This window comes from Streptomyces catenulae, assembly GCF_000718015.1.
GTDB classification, from domain to species: Bacteria; Actinomycetota; Actinomycetes; order Streptomycetales; family Streptomycetaceae; genus Streptomyces; species Streptomyces catenulae.
This window is the reverse complement of sequence record NZ_JODY01000037.1, coordinates 1-13,599: the sequence shown is the minus strand read 5'-3', so window position 1 is coordinate 13,599 and position 13,599 is coordinate 1. Positions and strand designations below refer to the sequence as shown.

General features: G+C 72.9%; 13 protein-coding genes. 9 read left to right on the top strand and 4 right to left on the bottom strand.

The window, feature by feature from the left end; translation table 11 throughout:
• Positions 1-4: 4 nt before the first annotated feature.
• Positions 5-877 (bottom strand): mycothiol conjugate amidase Mca, encoded by an 873-nt coding sequence (gene mca, locus IF23_RS0126295; protein WP_030287869.1) that lies wholly within the window; start codon positions 875-877, stop codon positions 5-7.
• Between the two features lie 130 nt (positions 878-1,007).
• Between mca and IF23_RS0126290 the strand changes: the two genes are divergently transcribed.
• A complete protein-coding gene (locus IF23_RS0126290; RefSeq protein ID WP_030287867.1) occupies positions 1,008-1,424 on the top strand; it encodes a DUF4307 domain-containing protein in 417 nt (138 codons plus the stop codon).
• A gap of 221 nt (positions 1,425-1,645) precedes the next feature.
• Positions 1,646-2,143 (top strand): transcription elongation factor GreA, encoded by a 498-nt coding sequence (gene greA, locus IF23_RS0126285; RefSeq protein ID WP_030287865.1) that lies wholly within the window; start codon positions 1,646-1,648, stop codon positions 2,141-2,143.
• A 122-nt stretch (positions 2,144-2,265) separates the two neighbouring features.
• Here greA and ilvA read toward each other — a convergent pair whose 3' ends face one another.
• Entirely contained in the window at positions 2,266-3,525 is a 1,260-nt protein-coding gene (gene ilvA / locus IF23_RS0126280) for a threonine ammonia-lyase (protein WP_051739905.1), read from the bottom strand.
• A gap of 360 nt (positions 3,526-3,885) precedes the next feature.
• On the opposite strand from ilvA, the gene IF23_RS0126275 reads away from it, so the two are divergent.
• On the top strand, positions 3,886-4,386 hold the full coding sequence (locus IF23_RS0126275) for a MarR family winged helix-turn-helix transcriptional regulator (protein ID WP_030287860.1): 501 nt from the start codon (positions 3,886-3,888) through the stop codon (positions 4,384-4,386).
• Between the two features lie 107 nt (positions 4,387-4,493).
• Here IF23_RS0126275 and IF23_RS0126270 read toward each other — a convergent pair whose 3' ends face one another.
• On the bottom strand, positions 4,494-5,654 hold the full coding sequence (locus tag IF23_RS0126270; RefSeq protein ID WP_030287858.1) for a cystathionine gamma-synthase: 1,161 nt from the start codon (positions 5,652-5,654) through the stop codon (positions 4,494-4,496).
• Between the two features lie 136 nt (positions 5,655-5,790).
• Here IF23_RS0126270 and IF23_RS0126265 point away from each other — a divergent pair, with 136 nt between their 5' ends.
• From IF23_RS0126265 to IF23_RS0126245, 5 genes are all read left to right on the top strand, one after another.
• Positions 5,791-6,930, top strand: coding sequence for a hypothetical protein (locus tag IF23_RS0126265; RefSeq protein WP_030287856.1), 1,140 nt, complete (start codon positions 5,791-5,793; stop codon positions 6,928-6,930).
• A gap of 190 nt (positions 6,931-7,120) precedes the next feature.
• Positions 7,121-7,786 (top strand): peptide-methionine (S)-S-oxide reductase MsrA, encoded by a 666-nt coding sequence (gene msrA / locus IF23_RS0126260; RefSeq protein WP_030287854.1) that lies wholly within the window; start codon positions 7,121-7,123, stop codon positions 7,784-7,786.
• Between the two features lie 252 nt (positions 7,787-8,038).
• Positions 8,039-9,550 carry a S41 family peptidase gene (locus IF23_RS0126255; RefSeq protein WP_342667936.1) on the top strand — a complete coding sequence of 504 codons (1,512 nt, stop codon included), beginning with the start codon at positions 8,039-8,041 and terminating at the stop codon, positions 9,548-9,550.
• Positions 9,551-9,754: 204 nt separating this feature from the next.
• Positions 9,755-11,161 carry an MFS transporter gene (locus IF23_RS0126250; RefSeq protein WP_030287850.1) on the top strand — a complete coding sequence of 469 codons (1,407 nt, stop codon included), beginning with the start codon at positions 9,755-9,757 and terminating at the stop codon, positions 11,159-11,161.
• A gap of 159 nt (positions 11,162-11,320) precedes the next feature.
• Positions 11,321-11,986, top strand: coding sequence for a hypothetical protein (locus IF23_RS0126245; RefSeq protein ID WP_030287848.1), 666 nt, complete (start codon positions 11,321-11,323; stop codon positions 11,984-11,986).
• Positions 11,987-12,008: 22 nt separating this feature from the next.
• Here the strand turns inward: IF23_RS0126245 and IF23_RS31625 are convergent, their stop codons facing one another.
• Positions 12,009-12,584 (bottom strand): phospholipase D-like domain-containing protein, encoded by a 576-nt coding sequence (locus IF23_RS31625; RefSeq protein ID WP_037679733.1) that lies wholly within the window; start codon positions 12,582-12,584, stop codon positions 12,009-12,011.
• A 281-nt stretch (positions 12,585-12,865) separates the two neighbouring features.
• Here IF23_RS31625 and IF23_RS0126235 point away from each other — a divergent pair, with 281 nt between their 5' ends.
• Positions 12,866-13,522, top strand: coding sequence for a hypothetical protein (locus IF23_RS0126235; protein WP_051739911.1), 657 nt, complete (start codon positions 12,866-12,868; stop codon positions 13,520-13,522).
• Positions 13,523-13,599 lie beyond the last annotated feature (77 nt).

Here is a 13,599-nt window from a genome sequence, read left to right as displayed (position 1 = left end):
GAGGTCAATTGTTGCGGATGCCCGCGAAGAGGTCGTCCTCGGGGAGGGAAGTGTCCACGAGCGACTTCGCCAGCTCGTACTCCTCCGTCGGCCAGACCTCCTGCTGGATGTCCATCGGGACGCGGAACCAGCCGCCGTCGGGGTCGATCTGCGTGGCGTGCGCGATCAGCGCCTTGTCCCGCACCTCGAAGAAGTCGGCGCAGGGAACATACGTGGTCAGGGTGCGTTCGCGCTGTTCGAACTGCTTCCAGCGCTCCAGCCACTCGCCGTACGGGGACTCCAGACCGCGGGCGAGCAGCGCCTCGTGGAGGGCGACGGTGCGGGGGCGGTTGAAGCCCTGGTTGTAGTAGAGCTTCTGCGGCTGCCAGGGCTCACCGGCGTTGGGGTACTTCTCCGGGTCCCCGGCCGCCTCGAAGGCCACCATCGTGATCTTGTGGGTCATGATGTGGTCGGGGTGCGGGTAACCGCCGTTCTCGTCGTAGGTCGTGATCACCTGCGGCTTGAACGAGCGGATCAGCTTCACCAGCGGCTCGGCCGCCGCCTCGACGTCCTGAAGGGCGAAGCAGCCGTCCGGCAGCGGCGGCAGCGGGTCCCCCTCGGGGAGCCCGGAGTCGACGAAGCCGAGCCACTCCTGCTTGACGCCCAGGATCTCCCGGGCCTCGTCCATCTCCTTCTTACGGACCTCGTGGATGTGCTCCTCGATGTACGGGTCGCCCTGGAGCTTGGGGTTGAGGATGGAGCCCCGCTCCCCGCCCGTGCAGGTGGCGACCAGCACGTCCACCCCCTCGGACACGTACTTGGCCATGGTGGCCGCACCCTTGCTCGACTCGTCGTCGGGGTGGGCGTGGACCGCCATCAATCGCAGCTGCTCAGTCAAGACTCGATCCTCAGTAAAGGCTGGGAGAAGATGCCTCCTATAGTGACCGAAGCGAGGGGGCCGTGTATTCCCCGTTCGGGGAACCCACGAGGCCGGACGTTTCCCGGCCCCGGTAGCAGGAGGACAGAGCATGACCGCGGTACGCGACGGGCTTCCCGAGGGCCGCTACGGCAGGTCCTCCAACGGCCGGAACGACCGGGGGCTGAAGATCCTCGGCGGGGTGCTGGGGGCGGTGCTGCTCGGCGTGGTCGTCTGGAGCGGGGTCTCGTACATCGGCGGTGAGAAGGTCAGCGGCCGGGTGATCACCTGGGAAGGCGTGCCGGACGGCACGGTGAAGGTGCATCTGGAGGTCGTCAAGGACCGGGACGCCACGGGCGTGTGCACGCTGCGGTTGCTCTCCAAGGACAAGGCCGAGGTGGGACGGAAGGACGTCACCGTCGGCGGGCGCGGGGAGCAGATCGACACCGAGGTGACCCTGCGGACGACGGGCAAGGCGACGGCGGCGGAGCTGGTCGGCTGCACGTCCGCCCCCTCCGGCGGTCACTGAGCGCGGGACCCCGGGCCCCCGGCATGCCCGGGTGATCACCGGCCCGGCGCCTGGGCACCGCCCGTGACCTGGGGGTTTCCCGCTCAGGGAGGTTCCCTGGCAATTTCCTCTTCCCCGTTTTGTGCCGGAATTGTTAGGCTCGTGGTTTCGCCCACCCGTGAAGGCGCAATCCTTCCCTGGTAGGGCGTTTGATTTATCCCCAGTACCGACGAGGAGCACCTGTGACCCAGACCAGCGAAAGCGTCACCTGGCTGACCCAGGAGGCGTACGACCAGCTCAAGGCCGAGCTGGAGTACCTGTCTGGTCCCGCACGCGCCGAGATCACCGAGAAGATCGCGGCGGCCCGCGAGGAAGGTGACCTGAAGGAGAACGCCGGGTACCACGCGGCCAAGGAGGAGCAGGGCAAGCAGGAGCTTCGCGTGCGCCAGCTCACCCAGCTGCTGCAGACCGCGAAGGTCGGCGAGGCCCCCGCCGCCACCGGTGTCGTCGCTCCCGGCATGGTCGTCACCATCGCGTTCGACGGAGACCCGGACGACACCCTGGAGTTCCTGCTCGCCTCGCGCGAGTACGCCAGCGCGGACATCGAGACGTACTCCCCGCAGTCCCCGCTGGGCGAGGGCGTGAACGGCAAGAAGGTCGGCGCCGACGCGGAGTACGAGCTCCCCAACGGCAAGAAGGCCAGCGTGAAGATCCTCGACGCCAAGCCGTACTCGGGCTGATCACGCCGTATTCCGGCTGATACACGACGCGGGGAAGCGGCCCGGAGCGCGATGCTCCGGGCCGCTTCCCCGTGTCCGGGGCCGGTCGGGAGCCGCTAAGACGCCCCGGGCCCCGGCCCCTCTCACTCCGCTTCCGACACCGTGTAGCCCGCGTCCCGCAGCGCCGTCGTGACCTCGGCGCAGTGCTCGGGGCCGGAGGTCTCCAGCTGGAGTTCCACCTCGACCTCGGTCAGGCCCAGCCGCGGGCCGGTGCGGACGTGGCCGACGTCGAGGACGTTGGCGTCGGCCGCCGACAGGACGCCGAGCAGCGTCGCGAGCGCCCCGGGGCGGTCGGTCAGCCGCAGCCGCAGCGAGAGATAGCGACCGGCGGCGGCCATGCCGTGCCGCAGGATCCGCTGCATCAGCAGCGGATCGACGTTGCCGCCCGACAGCACCGCGACGACCGGGCCCCCGAACGCCCCCGGGTCGCTCAGCAGCGCCGCCACCGGGCTCGCCCCGGCGGGCTCCACCACCAGCTTCGCCCGCTCCAGACAGAGCAGCTGCGCCCCGGCCAGCGCGTCCTCGGAGACCGTACGGACCTCGTCCACCAGCGCCTTCACGATCCGGAACGGGACGTCGCCGGGCCGCCCGACCTTGATGCCGTCGGCCATCGTCGACAGCCCCTCGACCGCCACCGGGTGCCCGGCGGCCAGCGACGGCGGATAGCACGCCGCGCCCGCCGCCTGGACGCCGACGACCCGGACGTCCGGGCGCAGCGCCTTGACCGCGACGGCCACCCCGGCGGCCAGCCCGCCGCCGCCGACGCCGACCACGACGGTGCGCACCTCCGGGCACTGCTCCAGGATCTCCAGGCCGACACTGCCCTGACCTGCGATGACGTCGAGGTGGTCGAAGGGGTGGAGGAAGACCGCGCCGGTGCGGTGCGCGTACTCCTGGGCGGCGGCCAGCGTCTCGTCGACCACCTGGCCGTGCAGCCGCACCTCGGCGCCGTAGTCGCGGGTCGCGGCGACCTTCGGCAGCGGGGCGCCGACCGGCATGAAGACCGTCGACCCCACCCCGAGCAGCGAGGCGGCCAGCGCCACGCCCTGGGCGTGGTTCCCGGCGCTCGCCGCCACCACTCCGGCCGCCCGCTCGGCGGGGGTCAGCCGGGCGATGCGCACATATGCGCCACGGATCTTGAAGGATCCGGTGCGCTGGAGGTTCTCGCACTTGAGGTGGACCGGGGAGCCGATGAGCCGGGAGAGGTAGCGGCTGCTCTCCAGGGCGGTGGAGCGGGCGACGCCGGAGAGCAGCTTGTGGGCCTCGCGGATGTCCTCGACGGTGAGCGCCACCGCGTCGTCCAGGGGGGACGCGGGGTGCGGGGACGGCGTGTGGTCGGGCATGACGTCAGTCTGGCAGTCCGGCGGCCACCGGGCCTTTTCCGGCCAAGGTGCGGACAGGGCGGCGGAACGGCGCCGCCCCCGCCCGGCCCGCGGCGGGCCGCCGGGCCGCGTCCGGAGCCGTCCGCCGGAGCACCCGCGGGCCCGCGCCCGGCCGCACGTCCGGGCCTGTCGGGGCCTGCCGCCGGGCGGACTTCGGGGGCGGCGTCAGGGTGTACGTCAGGGGCGCCCGGTGAGTGACCGCACGCCCTTACGGGTCAGGTCCGGCCCGGGTTGCCGCGGCTTTCGGCGGTCGGTCTCCGGCCACTTCCGCGTAACCTTGTCCACCGGTCCCTCAGCCCCCCATGAAGCGAGCTCCCGGCCATGCCCACCTCTTCGGACATGACGACCCCCACCGATCCCGCCGTTCTGGACGCCCTCCAGCACCAAGTGGCCGTGTTCGCCCGGCGTGCCGAACAGAGCCGCCTCGGCGGGGTCGGCCAGGCGCGCAACTCCATGGACCGCGCCGCGTATCTGCTGCTCAACCGCCTGGACCAGGAAGGTCCGATGGGCGTCAAGGCGCTCGCCGCCGGGATGGGCATCGACTCCTCGACCGTCACCCGGCAGGTCGCGCCGCTGGTCGAGTCCGGGCTGGTCAACCGCGCCACGCACCCCGAGGACGGCCGGGCGGTCGTCCTCCAGCTCTCCGAGCGTGGCCGCACCCGCCTCGGCGAGGTCCGCGCCTCGCGCCGCGCCCTGATGGAGCTGGTCACCGACGAGTGGACGGAGGAGGAACGCGCCGTCTTCTGCACGCTGTTGACCCGTTTCAACGTCTCCCTCGCCGCCATCACCGCGACGATGCCCCCGGCCGGCGCGGCTTCCTGAGCCCGCGCCCCCAGGGGCGGTCCCGGGGCGCGCCGGGAGAACGGCGCGCCCCGGGTGCGGTGCCCGTACGGCTGTCCCCTACGGGTCGCCGTACGGGCACCGGACGCTCAGCCCAGTGCCTGGGTGAGGTCAGCGAGCAGGTCGTCGATCGACTCGATGCCGACGGAGAGACGGACCAGGTCGGCGGGGACCTCCAGCGCGGAACCGGCCGTCGAGGCGTGCGTCATCCGGCCCGGATGCTCGATGAGCGACTCGACGCCGCCCAGCGACTCCCCGAGGATGAACAGCTTCGCGCGGTCGCAGACGTCCACGGCCGCCTGCTCGCCCCCGGCGACGCGGAACGACACCATGCCGCCGAAGGAACGCATCTGCTTGGCAGCGATCTCGTGCCCCGGGTGCTGCGGCAGCCCCGGGTAGTAGACCTGCGTCACCTTGGGGTGCGCGGAGAGCAGCTCCGCGACCCGGGCGGCGTTGGCGCTGTGCCGGTCCATCCGGATGGCGAGGGTCTTGATGCCGCGCATCACCAGCCACGCGTCGAACGGCCCGGCGACCGCGCCCATCGCGTTCTGGTGGTAGGCCAGCTCCTCACCGAGGGCGTCGTCCGCCACCACGAGGGCGCCGCCGACCACGTCGGAGTGGCCGCCCATGTACTTGGTCGTGGAGTAGACGACGACATCCGCGCCGAGCGCCAGCGGCTGCTGGAGGTACGGGCTGGCGAAGGTGTTGTCGACGACGAGCCGGGCACCGGCCTCGCGGGCGACGGCGGCGAGCGCCGCGATGTCGGTGATGCCGAGCAGCGGGTTGCTGGGCGTCTCCACCCAGATCGCCTTCGTACGGGGGCGCAGCGCGGCTCGGACCGACTCCGGGTCGGAGGTGTCGGCGACCGACCATTGCACGCCCCAGCCCTCCGCGACCTTGGCGAACAGCCGGAAGGTGCCGCCGTAGGCGTCGTCGGGGATGACGACGTGGTCGCCGGGGGTCAGCAGCGTCCGCAGCAGGCAGTCCTCGGCGGCGAGGCCCGAGGCGAAGGCCAGGCCGCGGCGACCGCCGTCGAGGGCGGCGAGGTTCTCCTCCAGGGCGGTGCGGGTCGGGTTGGCGCTGCGGCTGTACTCGTAGCCGCCGCGCAGACCGCCGACGCCGTCCTGCTTGTAGGTGGACACCTGGTAGATGGGCGGCACCACCGCGCCGGTCGCCTCGTCGGGCTCCTGACCTGCGTGGATGGCGAGGGTTTCGAAGTGCTGGTGGCGCTGGGCGCGCTGTTCGCTCATGGAAAGCGAGGGTAGTCGCCCTCGGGCGGGACGTTCTGCGGAACTTTCTGGTTCGCTGGGGAGTGGAAAGAGCAGGACGTGCGCACCCCGCCCGTCCACCGCCCCGCCCGCCCTGCCTCCGACCGGGACACACCTCATGGACGCTCTGCTCGTACTCCTCGCCGCCACCGCGTTCGGCGGTCTCGTCCTCCTGCCCTGGCTGCGCCGCCGCCGGGCGGCCGGGCAGTTCCGGCAGCAGGGCCCGCCGCACGTCTCCGACCCGGTGTCGGGCTACGGCTTCGTCCCGCTCGACTCGCTCGACGTCCGGCTGCCGGGCCCCGACGAGGAGCTGGAGCACGTCCTCGCCGAGATCCGCCGCAGCCCCGACTGGCGCCCGGCGGCGGCGCTGCTCAAGGCCACCCCGGAGGACGACGAGCGGCGCTGGCAGCGGGTCCAGACGCTCGCCGGGGCGGCCGCCTTCGAGCTGGCCCGGGAGCAGGACGACCCGGCTGCCGCGCCCGGGGCGCCGCGCAACGGCGGGGTGTGGCTGCGGCGCTGGCGGCTGGAGGCCCCGAAGGACGCCGGGGGCGCGCAGACGCACGCCCAGTTCCTCGTCCTCCAGGCGCTGCGGGACCCGGGTTCGGAGGACTTCCGGATGATCCTGGAGGAGGCCCGGACGGTCTGCGGCGAGGCCGCCCTGCTGGCCCCGGGCAGCCCGATCCCGTACGTCATCGAGCTGGCCGTCGCCCGCGGGCTGCACGACCGCCCCGCCGACTACGCCGAGCTGTGGGAGAAGGTCGCCCGCCGCGCCCCGCACCACATGGGCGCGCACCTCGCGGCGCTCCCCTACTGGTCGCAGAAGTGGCACGGCTCCCGGGAGGAGGCGGAGGCGTTCGCCGAGCGCGCCGCCTCCGGCGCACCCAAGGGCAGCCTCCTCCCGGCGCTGCCCCTCTTCGCCGTCTACGAGCACCTCCCCGAGGCCAACATGGTCCGCGGGCTCTACCAGAGCGCCGTGATCGAGCGCGCCGTCGAGGGCGCCCACTACGCCCTCCGCGAGGCCCCCGCGGACCACCCGATGGCCCCGCACGTCCGCCATCTGCTGATCTGGTTCCTGGTCCGCGCCGAACGCTACGGCGAGGCCCTGGACCAGCTCCGCGAGGTCGACGGCCACGTCGGCGCCGTCCCGTGGTCCTACGGCCACAGCCCCGCGGCCGAGTACGCGGCCTACCGCGCCCTGGCCGTCGCGGGCTGGGAGCGCAGCGGGGGAACGGCTACGGGGGGTGTGCGGCCGGAGTGAGGGGGTCCCTTTGGCGCGCGGCCGGTCTCCCGGGACCCGTGGGGCGGGCTCGCGCCGGGCGCCCCCACCCGCAAATGACCCCACCGGCCCGGAATGCCACCGTCGCGCCCGGTGTTGCAGCTGAGGCCACGGTCCTCACGGCAGGCGGCCGCCTGCCACCACCCGCCGTCGTCCCCGGAGCCTGATCGCGATGCTGTTCTCCCGCTTCAAGAACCACCTCCCGACCCCCGAGGAAGCCCTCAAGGGCCGCCCGGAGCGGGAGTTCGCCGTCCCCGACCGGCACACCGTCCTCGGCACGTCCCTGCTCGGCCCGTACCCGGAGGGCACCGAGATCGCCGACTTCGGCCTCGGCTGCTTCTGGGGCGCCGAGCGGAAGTTCTGGCAGACCGAGGGCGTCCACACCACCCTCGTCGGCTACCAGGGCGGCCACACCCCGCACCCGACCTACGACGAGGTCTGCAGCGGCCACACCGGTCACACCGAGGCCGTCCGCGTCGTCTACGACCCCGCCGTCGTCCCGTACACCGCACTCCTGAAGCTCTTCTGGGAGTCGCACAACCCGACCCAGGGCTTCCGCCAGGGCAACGACGTCGGCACCCAGTACCGCTCCGCCGTCTACACCCACTCCCCCGCCCAGCAGCAGGCCGCCGAAGCCTCCCGCGACGCCTACGCCGAAACCCTGCGCACCCGCGGCTACCCCGACATCACCACCGAGATCCTGCCCGCCACCGACCGCCCCTTCTACCCGGCCGAGGGCTACCACCAGCAGTACCTCGACAAGAACCCGGCGGGATACTGCGGGATCGGCGGCACGGGGGTCTCCTGCCCGGTGGGGGTGGCCCCGGCCGACGGCTGAGCCCCCGGCCCCACCGTCGAGCGCCCCCGACCGCCCCACTCCCCATGGCCTCCCGCCCCCGAGGTGGGGTTTCCCCCCGTCCGCTTGGGCCCGGCAGCCGGATTCCGGGGCGGGCCTTCCCCGAAGATCCTGGAGTGACAGGAGCGGGGACAGTCGACGGGGAGAGGCGACATGCGCGGCAGGGGCGGGGTAGCGAACAGGGCACGGGCCGGGCGTCACGGCGGGCGGGAGCGCCGGGGAACGGCGGTCGCCGTGCTGCTCGCCGTGGCGGCCGGGGCCGTCATGGCCGGGGGACCCGTTGCCGCCGCGTCGTACGGGGCCGACCGGCCGGACGGGAGCGACCGGCTGAGCGGGGCCGACCGGCTGGACGGGGTGTGGCGCAGTGACGGGTACGGGACCGTGTTCGCCCTGCACGGCGGGCGGTTGCAGGAGTACCTGACGACCACCACGAGCTGTCTGCCCGGCGCCACCGCCCGCCGCACGGACGGCAACAGCAGTGGGAACGGCGGCAACACCGGCCCCGGCACCGGCGGTGGGAACAGCCACAACACCGGCCCCGGTAACGGCAACGCCACCGGCCCCGGCTTCGGCCCCGGCCCCGGCCCCAGCTCAGCGATCTACACCGGCGACGACACGACCATCTACCGGTTCCGGTCCGGTGTCGGTGGTGCCCGCGCCACCCTGCACCTCGACGGATCGGTCGGTGACCGTCGGCTGCGGCGCGTACCGGCTCTGCCGGGCCGGTGCGTGAGGGCCGCGCCGAAGGGGGCGGTGGCGACCTTCGACGTCTTCTGGCAGACCTTCCGGGAGAACTATCCCTTCTTCGCCGCCAAGCGGATCGACTGGCAGGCGGTCAGGTCCCGCTACCGGCCCAGGGTGCACGACGGGATGGCGCCCGCCGAACTCTTCGCCGTCCTGCGGGAGATGGTGCTCCCGCTGCACGACGCGCATGTGTCCCTCGACGCGGGCGACGCCGGGTTCTTCGCGCAGAGCCGCCCCGGCACCGCGATCCCCTCCCCCGCGCTCGACCAGCAGGTCCGTCGCTATGTGGAGCGGCACGACCTCGGCGGGGCGCCGCTCCGGCAGTTCGCCAACGGGCGTATCGGGTACGCCGAGTTGCCCGACGGCACCGGCTATCTGCGGATCTCCGGCTTCGGCGGGTACGACGAGGACAGCCCGGCGTACGCGCGTAACAGCGCCGCGCTGGACCGCGCGCTGACCGAGACCGTCCGGCCGGGGCTGCGGCGGCTCGTCCTGGATCTGCGGATCAACGGGGGCGGCTCCGACGCGCTCGCGTTGCAGGTCGCCGAGCGGCTCACCGACCGTCCCCACCTCGCGTACATCAAGCGGGCCCGCAACTCGCCCACCGACGCGGCGCACTTCACCCGCCCGCAGCGGGTGGCCGTACGGCCCGCGCCCGGCCGGTTCCGGTTCACCGGCCCGGTGGCCGTACTGACCGGCGGCGAGACCTACAGCGCAGGCGAAACCCTCACCCAGGCCCTGATGCAACGCCCGGCCACCACCCTCCGGATCGGCCGGAACACCCAGGGCGTCTTCTCCGACGTCCTGGAGCGCGCCCTCCCGAACGGCTGGAGCTTCGGGCTGCCGAACGAGGAGTACCGCACCCCGTCCGGCACCACCTTCGACGGCCCGGGCATCCCGCCGGACCTCCGCACCGGCGCCTTCCTCCGGGAGGTCGCCGCGGGCGCCCGGGACTCGGCGTTCACCCGCGCCCTCGCCGCCCTGCGCTCCCGCAGCCGGTAACCCTTCCGCGTGCGCCGGGCACCCGGGGAGCGCACGCTGAGACGGGTAGGACGTACTGCCGGTGACGGCCGGTGACCTCGGCCGCCGCGGCCCGGGCGCCCGGCGCGCGGCGCGGCCGGTGGGGCGCGCGGGCGTCTCCCGCGCGCCCCGGTGCCCGCCCGGCCGTACCGGACGCAGGCGCCGTACCGGACGGAGGCGGTGGGAGTGACGGAAGCGACCTCGGACCGGCCGTCGGCGGGGCGGCGGGCCCTCGCGCCGCTCGCCCTCGCGCAGTTCATCTGCTGCTTCACCGGTTCCAGCCTGAACGTGATGATCAACGACATCGGCCGGGACCTGGGCACCACCGTGCACGGGGTGCAGGTCACGATCACGGTCTTCCTGGTGGTCATGGCCGCGTTCATGATCCCCGGCGGCAAGCTGACCGACCGCTACGGCCGTAAGCGCTGCTTCCTGGTGGGCCTGACGATCTACGGCGTCGGCGCCCTGATGAGCGCGGGGACACCGGGGCTGGGCGGACTGCTCTTCGGCACCTCGCTCCTCCAGGGCGTCGGGACGGCGCTGCTGATTCCGCCCGTCTACGTCCTGACGACGCTGCTCTTCGCGGACTTCGCCTCCCGGGCGCGCGCCTTCGGGGTGGTCATGGCGATGGGCGGGCTGGGCGCCGCCGCGGGCCCGCTGATCGGCGGGGTGATCACCTCCGGGCTCGGCTGGCGGGCCGTCTTCGTCTTCCAGGCGCTGGTCGTCGTCCTGATCATCGGGCTCGGCCGCACCCTCGTCGATCCCCTGCCGCCGGATCCGGACCGGCCCTTCGACACCGGCGGGGCGGTCCTCTCGGCCGCCGGTCTCCTCCTCGTCGTCGTGGGCATCCTGGCCGTCGACAACGACGGTCGGCTGGCCGCCGTCCTGCTCGTCCTCGGCGTTCTCGTCCTCGCCTGGTTCGTCCGGTCGCTGCGCGCCCGCGAAGCGGCGGGACGGGAACCGCTGCTGTCCACGGCCGTGTTCCGCGACCGCACCGCCAACCTCGGCCTCGTCACGCAGTTTCTGCAGTGGCTGCTGCTGTTGGGGACGTCCTTCACCGTCGCGGCGTATCTGCAGGTCGTCCGCGGCTACGACGCCGTCGGGACCGGCGTGGTCTTCTCCGCCGCCACCGTCGGCCTGCTCGTCTCGTCCCTCGCCGCCGAGCGGCTGGCCGCACGGCACCCGCCGCGCACACTGGTCCTCGCGGGCTTCGCCCTCGCCGTCGTGGGCATCGTCATCCTGATCGCCCTGGTCAACGCCTTCCCCGGCGCCTGGGCGTTCGCCCCCGGGCTCCTGCTGATCGGGCTCGCCCTGGGCCTCATGCTGACCCCCTCGGTCAACGTCGTGCAGTCCGGCTTCCCCGAGTCCCGGCAGGGCGAGATCGCCGGTCTCTCCCGCAGCCTGTCCAACCTCGGCGCGTCCCTGGGCACGGCCGTCGCCGGCACCATCCTCCTCACGGAACTCACCACCGGCACCTACGCCACCGCCATGACCGTCCTCGCCGCCCTCGCCCTCCTCGGCCTCCTGACGGCCGCATTCCTCCCCAGGGGGGCGGTAGCGGCGGGTGGGGAGGGGGAGGAACAGGGGGCGTGATCGGCCACGGAAGGCAGGCGGCCCGGCCGCGGTGGGGAGTCACAGGGCCGGTCCGCGCAACCGTCGGAGGGCGGACCGGCAGCCCCCGCAGCGACAATGAGGCACACCCCGCCGCTCACGCCGGGGCACCGCACACTGGCCGACGACGGGGGCAGTCGCATGAACGACGAGGAAACAGCAGCGCGTTTCGACGGGAGGCCGTCCGTCGAGTTCGACCTCGGCGGGTTCTCCGCGCACCACGCCGACCGCATCACCTGGCTGGCCACGGAGCTGGGCTACCGGCTCAGCGCCGAGGAGCGCCCCGGGAGAGGGCAGTACCGACTCCGGTACACCCGGGACGACAGCCCGCCCGCGCGGCAACGTGCACAGGCCGCCCTGTCCCGGGTGCAGGCCGCAGGCAGCTGGCTCGCGGTGACGGCCGCGCCTTGCGCACCCGGAGCGCCCGCGACTCCTCCGCAGCCCTCCGCCCCGAACCCCGTCACACCCCTGCGCGCCGCACGCGCCCAACGGCTCCTCACGTTCTACGAGGAGTCCTCACCCGCACGCACCCCGCTCATCCTGCTCGCCGCCGCCACCGGTTTCGCCCTCCTGGCAGTGGCCGTACGCGAAACGGTGCCGCTCTGCGCCACGTTCGGTCTCCTGGGAGCGGCAAGCGCGGTGGCCGCCGCCCTGGCCCCGCGCCTCCTGCGGAAGAGCTACGACACGCAGCTGCGCCTGGTGGAGGAGGACCGGCGCCGGCAGGCGGCCCGGTTCCCGGTACCGCCGCCGGGGCCGGTGCCGCCGATGCCGGATTCCGGTGCGTCCGGCGGGCGTCCCGGGGTGTGAGACCGAACGCGTAGGGGCCCGCTCAGACGCCCCTCCCCCGCCCCCACAACTCCTCCGCGTGTTCCGTGAAGCGGTCGAACATGCCGCCGTCGCCCTGGTGGTGGAAGTGCAGCATCGGTGAGTCGTGGCCGACCAGTCGGGCCAGATGGGGTGTGACCAGTGCGTCGTGGTCGAAGCGGAAGACGGACAGCGATACGTGGTTCACGGCGTCCGCGGCGGCGGAGAACCGCGCCTCGACGCCCGGGGTCGCGGACAGCGTCGCCAGATGCTCCAGCGAGATCCGGATGCGGGTGGAGACCGACAGGGCGACGTCCTCGATCCGCTCGCGCTCCCGGGTGACCTCCCCGTCCGGATCGCCGAGCAGGAACCGTACGCGGCACCCCTGCTCGGCCTTGCGGCGCAGGGTCTCCACGAACGCGGGTTGCTCCAGCCACAGGAAGTAGTTGGTGTACCCGGCCAGAAAGATCTCCTCCGAGGCGGCCGCGACCAACTCCCCCCAGACCGACGACGGGCAGGCGGAACGGTACGGATAGCTCCGCACGAGTTCCCCGTCGGCGTCCGACTTGAGCCTGTTCCGTACGGCCTTGGGCCACAACATGTCTGCTTCAACTCCCAACGTTGCCGCGGTGTCTTCCCTGTTCCTCGCGTGGGGGATCAGTGCGTCGTCGGCGAGCCAGCGCTCGACCGTCTTCCCCGTCACCCCCACACGCAACGCCAGTTGACGTGCGGAGACACCGGCGTCAGCCATAGCAGTACGTAACGAACTGTTCAAGATGCCCTCCGTGGACATTTGGGCGTTCTTCACGGTACCGCCATGACGCCCCAAACCGCCTTGCCTGCGGGCGGATTCGTCCCTCATGGGTGACGAACCTGGTGGCCATGACGAACGACAACAGGCTCGCCCCACACCGCGACCAAGACCTCTCGCATCGGGGAGACCGGTCGGGCCCGGTCCCCTACATCACCCGGTGGAGCGCGGAGCGGCATCCGCCCCTGCGCATGGTGGAGAAACGCGGGGGCATCGGTTACGCCGGTGAGAAGCCGTACGACCGCGACACGCAGGGCGTGCTGTGGAGCCGCACGCCGTCCCTCCCGGGAAAGGGCCGTCCGCAGTTCGGGCAGGTGCACGCCCTGCGGCAGCACCGGGCCATGACGGAGTTGCGGTGCCAGGTCTGCGGCGGCCCTGCGGACCGTGACGCGGACGGGGTGCTCTGGCTGCTGGGTGAGGATCCGCACGACCGCGTGTCCTGGCCGCCGGAAATCCTGACGGTCCACCCACCGCTCTGCAGGCCCTGCGCTGCGGTGTCCGTGCGGGTCTGTCCTCATCTACGGGCAGGGTGCGTGGCGTTGCGTGTCCGCGCCGTCCGGCCGGTGGGGGTGCGTGGTGCCCTCTACCGGCCAGGAGCTTCGGAACCAGTTCCGATCGGGGCCGTGGGAGTCGCCTACGACGATCCGAGGATCCACTGGGTGCGGGCGGGGCAGCTCATCGTGCAGCTTACCCACGTGGACGTCGTCGATCCGGCGTCGCTGGGATGACGGGTACGGCCATCCGCCGCAGCCCCCACCCCTCACCCCTCCCCCCTCCCCCAACCGCGCCCGATCCGCCGCCTCCC

Excerpts from the sequence above, each read along its gene's own strand:
- IF23_RS0126270 (WP_030287858.1), bottom strand. The coding sequence starts at position 5,654 with ATGAGCGAACAGCGCGCCCAGCGCCACCAGCACTTCGAAACCCTCGCC.
- IF23_RS0126235 (WP_051739911.1), top strand. The coding sequence starts at position 12,866 with ATGACGAACGACAACAGGCTCGCCCCACACCGCGACCAAGACCTCTCG.
- IF23_RS0126275 (WP_030287860.1), top strand. The coding sequence starts at position 3,886 with ATGCCCACCTCTTCGGACATGACGACCCCCACCGATCCCGCCGTTCTG.
- IF23_RS0126245 (WP_030287848.1), top strand. The coding sequence starts at position 11,321 with ATGAACGACGAGGAAACAGCAGCGCGTTTCGACGGGAGGCCGTCCGTC.
- IF23_RS0126265 (WP_030287856.1), top strand. The coding sequence starts at position 5,791 with ATGGACGCTCTGCTCGTACTCCTCGCCGCCACCGCGTTCGGCGGTCTC.
- IF23_RS0126290 (WP_030287867.1), top strand. The coding sequence starts at position 1,008 with ATGACCGCGGTACGCGACGGGCTTCCCGAGGGCCGCTACGGCAGGTCC.
- ilvA (WP_051739905.1), bottom strand. The coding sequence starts at position 3,525 with ATGCCCGACCACACGCCGTCCCCGCACCCCGCGTCCCCCCTGGACGAC.
- IF23_RS31625 (WP_037679733.1), bottom strand. The coding sequence starts at position 12,584 with ATGTTGTGGCCCAAGGCCGTACGGAACAGGCTCAAGTCGGACGCCGAC.
- msrA (WP_030287854.1), top strand. The coding sequence starts at position 7,121 with ATGCTGTTCTCCCGCTTCAAGAACCACCTCCCGACCCCCGAGGAAGCC.